Source organism: Candidatus Pelagibacter sp. PS_37 (assembly GCF_059417825.1).
In genome coordinates this window covers 638,696-652,402 of the sequence record NZ_CM182067.1, presented here as the reverse complement: position 1 = coordinate 652,402, position 13,707 = coordinate 638,696, and the positions used below count along the sequence as shown (strand labels likewise).

At 30.7% G+C, this 13,707-nt stretch carries 14 protein-coding genes; 7 read left to right on the top strand and 7 right to left on the bottom strand.

All coding sequences use genetic code 11. From position 1 onward, the window contains the following. Window positions 1–47: 47 nt before the first annotated feature. The 7 genes from gatC to AC5SL9_RS03400 are packed head-to-tail and all read left to right on the top strand — an operon-like array spanning window position 48 to window position 6,691. Window positions 48–335 carry an Asp-tRNA(Asn)/Glu-tRNA(Gln) amidotransferase subunit GatC gene (gene gatC / locus AC5SL9_RS03430; protein WP_006996849.1) on the top strand — a complete coding sequence of 96 codons (288 nt, stop codon included), beginning with the start codon at window positions 48–50 and terminating at the stop codon, window positions 333–335. Further along, window positions 335–1,792, top strand: a complete 1,458-nt coding sequence (gene gatA, locus AC5SL9_RS03425; protein ID WP_006996850.1) for an Asp-tRNA(Asn)/Glu-tRNA(Gln) amidotransferase subunit GatA — start codon at window positions 335–337, stop codon at window positions 1,790–1,792. Before gatC ends, gatA begins: the two co-directional genes overlap by 1 nt. After that, window positions 1,793–3,271, top strand: a complete 1,479-nt coding sequence (gatB, locus tag AC5SL9_RS03420; protein WP_494574378.1) for an Asp-tRNA(Asn)/Glu-tRNA(Gln) amidotransferase subunit GatB — start codon at window positions 1,793–1,795, stop codon at window positions 3,269–3,271. Between the two features lie 36 nt (window positions 3,272–3,307). Beyond that, on the top strand, window positions 3,308–3,958 hold the full coding sequence (locus AC5SL9_RS03415; RefSeq protein WP_006996852.1) for an O-methyltransferase: 651 nt from the start codon (window positions 3,308–3,310) through the stop codon (window positions 3,956–3,958). After that, window positions 3,958–4,863 carry an oxygen-dependent tRNA uridine(34) hydroxylase TrhO gene (trhO, locus tag AC5SL9_RS03410; protein WP_006996853.1) on the top strand — a complete coding sequence of 302 codons (906 nt, stop codon included), beginning with the start codon at window positions 3,958–3,960 and terminating at the stop codon, window positions 4,861–4,863. The genes AC5SL9_RS03415 and trhO overlap by 1 nt, the downstream gene beginning before the upstream one ends. A 9-nt stretch (window positions 4,864–4,872) precedes the next feature. Then, window positions 4,873–6,243 carry an MATE family efflux transporter gene (locus AC5SL9_RS03405; protein ID WP_006996854.1) on the top strand — a complete coding sequence of 457 codons (1,371 nt, stop codon included), beginning with the start codon at window positions 4,873–4,875 and terminating at the stop codon, window positions 6,241–6,243. Next, window positions 6,206–6,691, top strand: coding sequence for a thermonuclease family protein (locus AC5SL9_RS03400; protein ID WP_006996855.1), 486 nt, complete (start codon window positions 6,206–6,208; stop codon window positions 6,689–6,691). The genes AC5SL9_RS03405 and AC5SL9_RS03400 overlap by 38 nt, the downstream gene beginning before the upstream one ends. A 39-nt stretch (window positions 6,692–6,730) precedes the next feature. Here the strand turns inward: AC5SL9_RS03400 and AC5SL9_RS03395 are convergent, their stop codons facing one another. From AC5SL9_RS03395 to AC5SL9_RS03365, 7 genes are read right to left on the bottom strand one after another with little or no spacing between them, the layout of a single operon-like run. After that, complete coding sequence (locus AC5SL9_RS03395) at window positions 6,731–6,994, bottom strand: GNAT family N-acetyltransferase (RefSeq protein WP_006996856.1); 264 nt, start codon at window positions 6,992–6,994, stop codon at window positions 6,731–6,733. Then, window positions 6,994–7,734, bottom strand: a complete 741-nt coding sequence (locus tag AC5SL9_RS03390) for an amino acid ABC transporter permease (RefSeq protein WP_006996857.1) — start codon at window positions 7,732–7,734, stop codon at window positions 6,994–6,996. The genes AC5SL9_RS03395 and AC5SL9_RS03390 overlap by 1 nt, the downstream gene beginning before the upstream one ends. Window positions 7,735–7,774: 40 nt before the next feature. Then, window positions 7,775–8,542 carry a transporter substrate-binding domain-containing protein gene (locus AC5SL9_RS03385; RefSeq protein ID WP_018414158.1) on the bottom strand — a complete coding sequence of 256 codons (768 nt, stop codon included), beginning with the start codon at window positions 8,540–8,542 and terminating at the stop codon, window positions 7,775–7,777. A 36-nt stretch (window positions 8,543–8,578) separates the two neighbouring features. Beyond that, a complete protein-coding gene (locus tag AC5SL9_RS03380; RefSeq protein ID WP_006996859.1) occupies window positions 8,579–9,142 on the bottom strand; it encodes a sarcosine oxidase subunit gamma in 564 nt (187 codons plus the stop codon). Further along, window positions 9,135–12,143, bottom strand: coding sequence for a sarcosine oxidase subunit alpha family protein (locus AC5SL9_RS03375; protein ID WP_494574377.1), 3,009 nt, complete (start codon window positions 12,141–12,143; stop codon window positions 9,135–9,137). The genes AC5SL9_RS03380 and AC5SL9_RS03375 overlap by 8 nt, the downstream gene beginning before the upstream one ends. Window positions 12,144–12,147: 4 nt before the next feature. Beyond that, entirely contained in the window at window positions 12,148–12,423 is a 276-nt protein-coding gene (locus tag AC5SL9_RS03370) for a sarcosine oxidase subunit delta (protein WP_006996861.1), read from the bottom strand. After that, window positions 12,423–13,676, bottom strand: coding sequence for a sarcosine oxidase subunit beta family protein (locus AC5SL9_RS03365; RefSeq protein ID WP_006996862.1), 1,254 nt, complete (start codon window positions 13,674–13,676; stop codon window positions 12,423–12,425). Before AC5SL9_RS03365 ends, AC5SL9_RS03370 begins: the two co-directional genes overlap by 1 nt. Between the last annotated feature and the right edge of the window lie 31 nt (window positions 13,677–13,707).

Here is a 13,707-nt window from a genome sequence, read left to right as displayed (position 1 = left end):
TATATTTTATACTTAAGTGATAGTTTGCCGACATATTTAATTACCACATGACAATTGATCTTAAAACAATAAAGCATATATCTAAATTATCAAGAATCTCAGTTGATGATGCAAAAGCTAATAAATTAGCTGGAGATCTTAACTCTATATTTGATTTTATTGAAAAATTAAATGAACTCAATACTGATAATATTGAGCCTTTAACTTCTGTTGCAGAGACAACATTAAAATTAAGAGCCGACGAGGTTAAAAGTGAAAATATTAGAGATCAAATATTAAAAAACTCACCAGAGGAAAATGAAGATTTTTTTGTAGTACCAAGGGTTGTTGAATAATGTCTGATATTACATCACTCACTTTAACTGAATTAGTTAAAAATATTAAAGATAAAAAGATTTCTTCTGAAGAAACTACAAAAGCTTTTATTGATAGAGGAGAAAAATCTAGAGATTTAAATACATACATAACAGAAGATTTTTCTAATGCACTTTTGAAAGCTAAAAGTTTTGATCAAAAACCAAATTTTGATTTAAAACTTCCGGGTGTTCCAATAGCTGTTAAGGATTTGTTTTGTACCAATGATGTTAAAACTACAGCAGGTAGTAAAATTTTAAATAATTTTATTCCACCATACGAGTCTACTGTTACTCAAAATATTTGGAATGAAGGTGCGATATTACTTGGTAAGTTAAATTGTGATGAATTTGCAATGGGCTCATCTAATGAAACTAGTTTTTTTGGAAATGTACAAAGTCCAATAGACAAAGGTTTAGTACCAGGTGGCTCTTCAGGAGGCTCTGCATCAGCTCTAGCAGCTAATTTAACGCCTATTACAATTGGAACTGATACAGGTGGCTCTATTAGACAGCCTGCTTCATTTACAGGTACCGTTGGATTAAAGCCTACTTATGGAAGTTGTTCACGATATGGAATTGTTGCTTTTGCATCTTCATTAGATCAAGCAGGACCAATGTCTAAAGATGTAAAAGATTGCGCATTGCTTCAAGAAATAATTAGTACTTATGATGAAAAAGACTCAACATCAATTGATTTTAAAAGAAATGAATACAGTAAAGAATTAACAAATAATATTAAAGGTAAGAAAATTGGAATTCCTAAAGAATATAGAGTTGATGGAATGCCAAAAGAAATAGAGGATTTATGGACGAAGGGCATTGAGTATGCAAAAGATTGTGGTGCTGAAATTGTAGAAATTTCATTACCTCATACAAACTATGCTCTACCTACTTATTATATAGTGGCCCCTGCGGAAGCTTCTTCAAACTTAGCAAGATATGATGGTGTTAAGTATGGTTTTAGATCTAAAGGTGAAAACCTTATTGATATGTATGAAAAGACAAGATCTGAAGGTTTTGGTAGCGAAGTTCAAAGAAGAATAATGATTGGAACTTATGTTTTATCCTCTGGTTATTATGATGCTTATTATCTAAAGGCACAAAAAGTTAGAAAATTAATAAAAAACGATTTTGATGAAGCTTACAAAAAAGTTGATGCAATTTTAACTCCATCAACACCAAGTGCTGCTTTTAAAATTGGTGAAAAAACTAATGACCCAGTTTCAATGTATTTAAATGATATATTTACAGTTCCAGTGAATTTAGCTGGTTTACCAGCAATTTCAATTCCAGCAGGAATAGATGTTAAAGGTTATCCATTGGGACTACAAATTATTGGTAAAGCATTTGATGAGCAAAATATTTTAAATATTGCTTATGCTATGGAAGAAAAAATCCAGTTTAAAAACAAAATTACTGACTGGTGGATTAAATAAATGACTAAAGATAATTCAGAATACTTAATCGAAAGACGAGACAATGTTTACGAAGTTGTAATTGGTCTTGAAGTTCATGCTCAGGTTACATCAAATTCAAAATTATTTTCATCTTCATCAACAACATTCGGTGCCGAACCTAATACACAAGTAAGTTTAGTAGATGCAGCATTTCCAGGAATGCTTCCGGTTATTAATGAGTACTGTGTAAAGCAAGCAATTAAAACGGGAATAGGCTTAAGAGCTCAAATTAATAAAAGATCAGTTTTCGATAGAAAAAATTATTTTTATGCAGATCTTCCACAAGGTTATCAGATCTCACAGTTTAAGTATCCAATAGTAGGAGAGGGTACTGTAATTCTTGATATGGCACATGGCCAAAAAGAAGTAGGGATTGAAAGATTACACCTAGAACAAGATGCTGGAAAAAGTATTCATGATATGGACCCACAAAATACATTGGTTGACTTAAATAGATCTGGTGTAGCTTTGATGGAAATTGTTAGCAAACCAGACATGAGAACTCCAGATGAAGTTAGTGCTTATATTAAAAAATTAAGATCTATTATGAGATACCTTGGTACGTGTGATGGAAATATGCAGGAAGGCTCTTTAAGAGCTGATGTCAATATTTCTGTTAGAATTAAAGGTTCTGATAAACTTGGAACTCGTTGTGAGATTAAAAATGTTAACTCAATTAAATTTATGCAAATGGCTATTGATTATGAAGCTAATAGACAAGTTGATTTAATTGAAGAGGGTAAAACAATTGATCAAGAAACAAGATTATTTGATACTAAGAAAAATGAAACAAGATCTATGAGATCTAAAGAAGATGCTCATGATTATAGATATTTTCCAGATCCAGATTTATTACCATTAGAAGTAACAGATGAATTTATAGAAAAACTTAAAGCAGATATCCCAGAATTACCAGACGATAAGAAAAAAAGATTTATTGATGAGTTTAAAGTCTCTGCTTACGAAGCAACAATTTTAGTATCAGATATTGAAACAGCTAAATATTTTGAAGAGGTAGTTGCTAAAATGGGCAAAAACAAAGATATGAAGTTAGCAGTTAACTGGATTACAGGTGAATTATTTGCTGTTTTAAATAATAAAAATTTAGAAATATCTGAAAGCCCAGTAAGTGCCAAAAATTTAGCAAAGTTAATTAATCTAATTAAGAATGGAACAATTTCTGGAAAAATAGCTAAAACAATATTTGAATTGATGATTGATGGAGACATAGATCCTCAAATAATTGTTGAAGAAAAAGGTTTAAGACAGGAAAGTGACCCTAAAGCTTTAGAGGCGTTAATAGATAAAATAATTGATACTAATAGAGAAAAAGCTATTGAATATAAGAATGGTAAAGAAAAGCTATTTGGTTTCTTTGTAGGTCAAGCAATGAAAGTTTCAGGTGGTAAAGCTAATCCACAACTAATAAATGAAATATTAAAGAAAAAACTTCAATAGTCTTAAAATAGGTAGATACAAAGGACTTAAAATACCATGGGTAAAGCAATTAGAATTACTGAAAAGCTTGAAAAATATATAAATAATTTTAGTTTAAAGTTAAATCCCATCCAGCAAGAAATAATCGAATACAATAATACACTTGGAGACGTTAAGAGAATGCAAGTAGCAACATCTCAATGTCATTTTCTTCATTTAATTATAAAAACTTCTAACATTAAAAATGTACTTGAAATTGGTACTTTTACTGGGTTAAGTGCACTTTCAATAGCTTTAGCACTACCAGATGATGGCAAACTTATAGCGCTAGATAAAGACAAAGAAACCAACAAGATTGCAGTAAATTTTTTTAAAAAAGCTAATCTTAATAATAAAATTCAAACAATTGTTAAGCCTGCATTAGATAGTTTAGATGAATTAAAGAATAGTAAATTTGATATGGTTTTTATTGATGCCGATAAAATGAATTATAAAGAATATTATGAAAGATCACTGAAGTTATTAGATAAAGGAGGATTGATTATTGTAGACAATGTTTTATGGCATGGTGAGGTCGCTGATGAAGATAATTTAGATAAATTCACTGTAAATATTAGAGATTTTAATACTTATGTTGCAAACGATAAAAGAGTGGAACAAATCATTGTCCCTTTAGGTGACGGTATGACTGTTTGTAGAGTGATATAATGTTTGATGTTTTTGGTTTTTACAAATTTAAAAAACTCACTTCTTTAAAAAAAAATAAGATTTTACTACAGGATTATTTGATTAAAAAAAATATTCGAGGAACAATAATTATAGCTAATGAAGGAGTAAATGCAACAATCTCAGGAAAAGATAACGATCTAAAGTCAACTATCACCAAGATTAAAAAGATATTGAATTTTAAAAAGTTTGATAGTGAAAATATTTCAAAAAGTAAATTTCAACCATTTCATAAGCCAAAAGTAAAAATTAAAAAAGAAGTAGTTCCCATGGGTCTTTCTTTGTCATCAAAAAATAAGAAAAATAATCATATAGATCCTAAAAAATGGAATAAGTTAATTAATGATAAAGACACATTAGTTTTAGATTCAAGAAAACCATTTGAATATAATGTGGGTACCTTTAAAAGATCAGTTAATCCTGATGTTGCTAATTTTAGAGAATTTCCAAAATACCTGAATAAACTAAAAAAAACAAAACCAATTGCAATGTTTTGTACTGGTGGAATAAGATGTGAGAAAGCTTCAGTATTTTTAGAAAAAAAAGGTTTTAAAAATGTTTATCAGTTAAAAGGTGGAATTTTAAATTATTTAAAAAATATTAAGAAAAAGGAAAGTTTATGGAATGGGGAATGTTTTGTCTTTGATAACAGAATCAGTGTTAAACATGGATTAATAACTGGCACATACTCAATGTGTAGTGGATGTAGAAAACCGGTTTCACCAAAAGATAAGAAGTCTAAAAAATATGAGGAGGGTGTTTCATGCGTAAACTGTCATGATAATTTAACTCAAACTCAAAAAGAGAGATTTCGAATGAGACAAAAGCAAATAAACCTTGCTAAAAAGACTGGATCGAAGCATATATTTCAAAAAGAATTTAAATAGGAAAAATAATTGTCCAAAGCCATTAAATTAACTAAAGATCCAATTTGGGAATTACTTAGAAAAGTAACTATCCCAGCAAGTGTTGGTTCATTATTTCAAACATTTTATAATTTAGTTGATACATGGTTTGCGGGTAGAATTTCTGCAGAAGCTATAGGTGCTATTGCTAAGTCATTTCCCATATATTTTGTTATCATTGCTGTTGGTGTTGGTATTGGAGCTGCAACGAACTCATGTATTGGCAATTTATTAGGTGCTAAAAAAATTAATAAAGCTTCACTATTTATTGCTCAATCAGTAATTTTTTCATTGGTTACTTCTATTGTAGTTACTTTATTTGGATTAAACGCCTCTAATTTTCTCTTGAGTGTTATGGGCTCTGATGCTGCTGGTATCGCTTTAACTAGAGAGTATTTAGATATAATTTTTTATGGAACATTTATAGTTATGATCCAAATCTCTTTAAATGGAGCTTTAAATGCACAGGGAGATACTAAAAGTTATAGAAATGTTCTTATCTTTAGCTTCTTTTTAAATATTTTTTTAAACCCATTATTTATCTGGGGATACGGAATTGTTCCAGCTTATGGTATAGGTGGCCTTGCAATAGCAACTGTTATTGCTCAATCTATTGGTACTATTTATTTAGCCTATAAAATTAACTCATGTAAATTAAGAAAGTATTTATCTATTAAATGCTTTATTCCTAAGTTTATTCTTCTTAAAGAATTGTTCGCACAAGCAATGCCAATTATGATTAGTATGTTGTTTATTGGAGTAGGTATTTTTAACATATTATATTTTATTGGACAATTTGGTGATCTTGCAACAGCAGGCTATGGTGCAGCTTTAAGAGTTGAGCAAGTCTTCTTACTTCCAGTAATTGGTTTAAATACAGCAGTACTTTCTATCGGTGGACAAAACTTTGGTGCTAAAAATTATAACCGTATTAGAGAGCTTTATACTAAGGCATTATTTTTTGGATCATCGTTTATGGCCGTAGCAGGTGTGGTTTTATTCTTCGGTGCAGAGTTTTTTGTATCTCAGTTTACAGATAATGTAGAAGCTATTTATCATGGTGCTATATATTTAAAAGTTGCTGCATTAATAGCTCCTATTTACCCAGTATTCTTTATTACAACAGCAGTCTTTCAGGCACTTAAAAAACCAATTTATAGTCTTTACTTAAGCGTTCTAAGGTTAACTGCATTTCCGTTCTTATCATTATGGTATGTAATTAATATTAGAGGAGGAGATTATGCGGATATTTTTTATACCATCATGGCAACCAATTGGTTTATGGGTATTGCAGTAATCATCTTTATTGGATATTTTTTAAATAATGTTTTTAAACAAAAAAAAAGCCATTTTTCTTATTAGTGTTTCCGCACTAATATTTATTTTAACTATTAACCAAGTCAAATCTCAAACAATTAAAATTGTAGATGGAGACACAATTCATCTTAATGGAGAAAAAATTAGATTTACAGGGATAGATACACCTGAATTAAAACAAACTTGCCTTAACGAAGGAGCTAAGGATCCTTGTGGAATTACAGCAAAACAAATCCTTATTGATAAAATTTCAAACAATAGCGTTGAATGTATTAGTGAAGGAAAAGATCAATACAAAAGAACACTGGCTGAATGTTTTGTTAATAACGAAAGCTTATCAAGTTATTTAGTTAGAAGTGGCTATGCATTTGCCTATAGAAGGTATTCAAAAAAATTTGTATCTGATGAAGATTATGCAAGAATTAATAAAATAGGTATGTGGTCTATGGAATTTGATTATCCTTGGGATTACAGAAAATCTAAGAAAAATTAAAGCTAATAGGGTAGTTCTTTTAACAGGTGCTCCAAAATTCTAGTTAATCTCTTGTTTATTAATTTTAAAGAGCTTTTCACCTAAAGGACTGATTGGGTCTTGAGGTGTGGGTTTGATTTTAGTTTTTTCCTCAACGATACTTAATAGTTTTTTAGCAAGTCCTTGACGTCTAAACATGGGGTTAACAAAAATATACTCCACTTCGGCTGTCTCATTATACCGAACAAAACCAAGTGTAGTATTAATGTTTTTAAAAGTAATAACACCATCATTTAGTTCAACATCATAGTCTAAATTACTCATTAATTATTACCATCTTGTTTAAGTTTTTTTTCAAATTTTCTTACTATGAAAGAAACAATTAATATCAAAATTAAATATTCCAAGATTAAAAATGTATAAATTTCTAATGGTCTATAGGTTGACACAACTAATTCATTTGCTTTTCTTGTTAAGTCACCAATACCTATAATTGATACCAATGAAGACATTTTTAATACATATACAAACTGGTTGCCTAATGCAGGAAGGATATTTTTAATTGCTTGTGGAAGAATTACTAATCTTAACCTTTTATAAAAAGTTAAACCCAGTGATGAGCCTGCTTCCCATTGTGATTTTTTAATTGAGTTTATTCCTGCTCTAAAAATTTCTGCTTGAAAAGCACTTTCACTTATTGCCAGCGCAATTATTCCAGACACAAATGGACTGAAACTTAATCCAGTCATTATAGGTAAACCATAATAAATCCATAATATTAAAACAAGTAACGGTATTGCTCTTACAATTTCCACATATCCAATATTTATGTATGTTAAAAATTTATTCTTAGCTAAAGAAGGAATTGCAACGATAAACCCTAAAATTGCAGATATAATTATAGATACTACTGAAATATAAATAGTTGTAGTTAAACCACTTAATAAAAATTTTAGGTTTGTTAAACCTTCAACATTGTTAGGTGATAGAATAAACCAACCCAATTCCTGACCACTACAAGAGGTAAGGGGTAAAATTAAAAGTAAAAAAAGTAAATTTTTCACTCTTAAAGTTATAATGAATTAGAGATTAATATCTAATTTTTTATAAGCTTTTTAAATTATATTTAGCGAGTAGTTTATTAAAGAAACCAGAGGATTTTTTACTTTTGATCCACTCATTTACATAATCATTCCAAACTTGATCATTTTTACTAACCATCATTGCTAAAAAGGCAGGATTTTTTTCTCCATCAGGAACAATTGCTAATTGAGGGTACTTGACAACTAATTTATTAGCCTCTGTTGAACTTGTAATGTTTCCATCAGCTCTACCAGCTAATACTTCTTGAAAGTCTCTTGCAGGTGACTCAACTGATTGTAATTTAGACAAAGGAAAGAACTCTTTAGCTTTTTCCTCTTGAGAAGTCCCAAGTGTTGTAGCAATCGTTACATCTTTATTGTTTAAAGATTTCCATGTTGAATATTTTTTTAAATTCTTTTTAAGTACCAATGGAACAGTTCCATACTTGTAATAAGAATCTGTAAATCCAGCAACTTCTGCTCTTTTTGGAGTTTTAGTGACACTTGTGGAAATATCATATCTTCCTGCGGTAATTCCTGAAACAATTGTTTTCCATTCAGTTGGTACAAAGGTAATTTTCACACCCATATCTTTTGCTAATTCTTGCATGACATCAATATCAAATCCCTTATATTTATTTGTAGCAGGATCTTTCATTGTCATTGGATCCCAGTCGCCTGTTGTTCCAACTTTTAACTCACCAGAGGATAAAATCTGATCAAGTTTTGATTCTGCGTTAAGAGAGAAGGGTAAAAGTGCTAATAGCACCACAAGAAGTATTTTTTTCATAAACTTTTTATAACAATAATTTTAATAAATATAAGCTTATAACCTTGACGCACTATCACTCAACCAAGAGTGTAAATGCTCAGAAAAAGACCTTCTAACAAATAAATTTACCTCATTAATCTCTTTATGATGAATAATTACATCAATATGAGATAATATTGTTTGAACAACTGGTCCTTTTTTTGTTTTAAAATCATTAAAATTGAAAGGGGAACCTGTAGCAAATAAATCAAAAACCTTACCACCTTTGATATTTAACATTACAAATTGGTCGCTAACATCAGTTACAGCGCCCAATTTAACTTTAGATATATTTTTAATTAATTCATCTTCAACTTGATAAGTGTTACTTTCCTCACTCACAGTTTCATTTGATATTAACATCCATTCATCGGGACTTAACCAAAATGCAGTTAATTTCTCTGCTGATGTAGACGTATTAGCCTCAGTGGGTAAAACCATATTAAGATTTTTACCTACTGCAGTAATAAAATCTTTTGTTTTACCTCTTATGATTAATTTCATAATAGGTTTGATTTCTTTAATTTCTAAATCAGAATATGTTATATCCCCTTTAATAGAAGTTTTATAATTAAGCATTTAACCTCAAATTTTCTTTGTCAAAAAAAACAGGATCAACAATCGTCACATTAATATTTTTATTTTCCATTGGGATAAATAATTTTTGACCTAGCATATTTTTTCCACCTCTAACTACTGCTAGGGCAATTGATTTATTTAAATTAGGGCTATAGTAACTTGAAGTTACATGACCTAGCATTTCAACTGGTTTTAAACTAGTGTCAGCAACTATTTGAGCTCCTTCTTCTAAAACTTCACTTGGATTATCTGTCAGTAAACCTACTAATTGTTTTCTATCTTCTTTCATGGTGTCAGATCTATAAAGAGATCTTTTACCAATAAAGTCATATTTCTTTTTACTAACAATCCAATCCATCTGTAAATCTATAGGTGTCATCGTTGCATCCGTATCTTGGCCAACAATAATAAATCCTTTTTCTGCTCTTAATAAGTGCATTGTCTCAGTGCCATAAGGAGTGATGTTAAATTCTTTACCTGCTTCCATGCATTTTTTCCATAAGTCTTCACCATAGTTAGCTTGGATATTAATTTCATAACTATGTTCACCAGTAAAACTAATACGCATAATTCTACATTTAATATTGCCAATTTTTGTATTTTTGAATGACATGTGTTGAAAGCTTTCATCTGAAAGATCAAGATCAGGTATTAATTTATTAAGAATTTTTTTACTATTAGGCCCACAGATGCTAGCTGTTGCATAATGATCCGTTACAGATGACAAATACACATCTAGTTCAGGCCATTCAGTTTGTAGGTAATCTTCTAGTTTTCCTAATACGTTTGCAGCACCACCTGTTGTTGTGGTCATAATATAATGATTTTCATCAAGTCTAGTTGTGACCCCATCATCGTAAACCATACCATCTTCATTAAGCATTAAACCATAACGACATTTTCCAATGGCAAGTTTTGACCAAGCATTTGTATAAACTCTGTTTAAAAATTCTGAAGCATCCGTTCCTTGAATATCAATTTTACCAAGAGTTGAAGCATCTAATATACCAGCGCTATTTCTTGCAGCTTTACTTTCCCTTTGAACGGCCTCATGCATTGTTTCATTATTTTTTGGATAGTACCAAGCTCTTTTCCACTGACCAACATTTTCAAATTCAGCTTTATTTTCTATGTGCCAGTCATTCATTGGCGTTCTTCTAAATGTATCAAAATATTCACCAACATTTCGTCCAACAATTGTTCCAAATGTTAATGGAGTGTAAGGAGGTCTAAACGTTGTAGTTCCAAGCTCACCCATCTTAACACCAGCAGTTTCTGCAATAATACCAAGGGCATGCATATTACCAAGCTTTCCTTGATCGGTACCCATTCCAGTTGTTGTATATCTTTTTACATGTTCAATCGATCTAAAACCTTCTCTTAGAGCAAGTTTAATATCTTTTGCAGTTGCATCATTTTGATAATCTACGAAAGGTTTTGTTTTTCCTAAAACTTTATCGGATGGAAGTAGCCAAATATTTCTAATCTTATTATCTTTAGGACAATTTATTTCTAAATTGTCAAATTCAGTTTCATTTATATTTAAAAATTCTTTTAAAGATTTTGTAGAATTTTTTATAACATCATCTAAATCAAAATCACCATTACAAGAACCAATGCTAATTTGAGCTGATGAATATATATCAGGAATAAATACTTGATCTTTTTCTCTAAATTTTAATTTACCTCCTGATTGAGTAAACAAATGAACGGCTGGCGTCCATCCACCTGCAATTGCTAGGCAATCACAATCAAGTTCTATTTTTTCTGGATTTGCAAAAGATTGACCATCTTCTGACAATTCCATTATTGTAATTTTATTAATTCTTTTATAACCCTCAGTATTTACAACTGTGTGTGATCTATAAACTTTAATCCCTAAATCGTCAGCTTCTTTAGTAAATGCAGTTTTAGATTGCTTTCTAATATCTATGATTGCTTCAACTTTAATACCTTTTTTTTGTAATGAAATTGCACTTTCATAAGCTGTGTCATTATTAGTAAGAAATATATTTTTTTGACCAGTTGCAACACCATAATAATCTGCATACTTTTTAACTGCAGATGAAAGCATAATACCAGGTCTATCGTTATTATTAAATACCAGAGGTCGCTCTAAAGAACCAGTAGCAACAATAACCTTTTTAGCTCTAATTTTTAATAATCTTTGTCTTACTTTTTTATTTTTTTCATTTTTAGGAAGGTGATCAGTTAAATTTTCTCTAGCTAATAAATAGTTATATCCATGATAAGCAGCAACACTAGTTCTTGTTTTAATTTCTAGGTTTTCAATATTTCTTAATTCATTAATTTCATTTTCTAACCAAACAGAAGAATTTTGATCGTTTATTTTTATATGATCTGAATTTTGGAAAATTGTAGATCCTCCGATTTCATTTTTTTCATCAAGTAATAATGTTTTAAGATTATTTTTTGCTGCAGTTTTTGCAGCTATAATTCCACTAATGCCAGCTCCGATAACCAAAACATCACAGTGAATGTATTTATGATCATATATGTCAGGATCAGGCACTGTTGGAGATTTTCCTAGTCCTGCTGAATGTCTTATAACATATTCATACTTTTCCCAAAAATTAGCAGGCCACATAAATGTTTTATAATAAAAACCAGCAGGCAGAAGTGGGGATAAGAAATTATTTATACCTCCAATATCAAAGTTAACACTAGGCCAACAATTTTGACTGTTTGCCTCAAGCCCATGATAGATTTCTAGTTCGGTTGCTCTAACATTGGGTTCTGTTAGTGCTGTGTTGTTATTAACCTGTACAATTGCATTAGGCTCTTCAGATCCTGAAGTCATTATTCCTCGTGGCCTATGATATTTAAAACTTCTTCCTACTAAATGAATACCATTAGCTAGCAAAGCTGAGGCAAGGGTATCACCTTTGTATCCAAAATAAGATTTTCCATTGAATTTAAAAGAAACTCTGGAAGTTTCATCAATATATTTACTAGTTGTAACTCTTAAATTTTTTAGCATTAAATTATTTTATAGGAGGTTTTTCACCCATTTTATAAACAGCTTTAATTTGGTCATTTGAAGTATCCCTCACCATGTTAAACCACTTTCTACATCCGTGAGCATGGTTCCATCTTTCAAATTGAATTCCTTTAATGTTTTTTCTCATAAATAAGTATTCTGCCCATTCATCATCACTTAATTCTGTGGGTTGTTTAGGTCTTTCAATGTGAGCTTCACCACCAGCTTTAAATTCACTTTGTTCTCGTTCACCACAAAAAGGACAAGTAATTAAAAACATTAATGAGCTACCGCCGCTGCACCATGTTCATCAACAAGGTCTCCACTGATAAACCTATTTAAATTAAATGCAGCATTTAGTTTGTGTGGTTCATCATTTGCGATTGTGTGAGCAAATAAATCACCTGATCCAGGTGTTGCTTTAAATCCACCAGTTCCCCAGCCACAATTAAAGTACAAACCTTTTATCGTCGTTTTACTAATAATAGGACTAGCATCTGGGCAGATATCTACAATTCCACCCCATTGTCGAAGCATTCTCATTCTACTAAAAATTGGATAAAGTTCTAAGATTGCATTTAATGTTCCCTCAACAATATCGTGACTACCTTTTTGTGAATAAGAAACATAATCATCAGTGCCTGCACCTATTACTAGCTCACCTTTGTCAGACTGACTAACATATGCATGTACAGCGTTAGACATCACTACTGTATCAATAATAGGTTTAACTGGTTCTGAAACTAGAGCTTGAAGAGGTTTACTTTCTAAAGGTAATCTTAAACCTGCCATGTTTGCTAGCACACTTGAATGACCAGCAGCAACTACTCCAACTTTTTTAGTTTTTATAAAACCTTTGGTTGTTTCAATACCTTCTACTTCATCACCATTTCTTTTAATTCCTTTAACTTCACAATTTTGAATTATATCTACACCCATTTCATCTGCACCTCTAGCATACCCCCAAGCAACAGCATCATGCCTTGCGGTACCAGCTCTTCTTTGTAAAGTTCCACCCAGTACAGGATATCGAATATCTTGTGAGGTATTAATAATAGGGCAAAATTTTTTGACTTCTTCTGTGCTTAAGTAAACTGCGTCTATGCCATTTAATCTATTAGCATGTGTTCGTCTTTTTAAATCTCTAACATCCTGTAAGTTATGTGCAAGATTCATCACACCTCTTTGACTAAACATTACATTGTAATTTATTTCTTGAGATAAACCTTCCCACAATTTTAAAGCATGATCATAAAGACCAGCACTAGCATCCCATAAATAATTAGATCTTATAATCGTAGTATTTCTTCCTGTATTACCACCACCAATCCAGCCTTTTTCTACTACCGCAATATTTGTCATATTATGTTTTTTTGCTAAATAGTAAGCAGTTGCCAAACCATGACCACCACCACCAATAATAACTGCATCATATTCTTTTTTTACAGTGGGATCTTTCCAGGCTTTTTGCCAATTTTCATGATAGGAAAAAGCATTTTTGACTAATGAGAATATTGAATACTTATTTTTCATAATATTATTCAAGAATTACTTTATAAATATT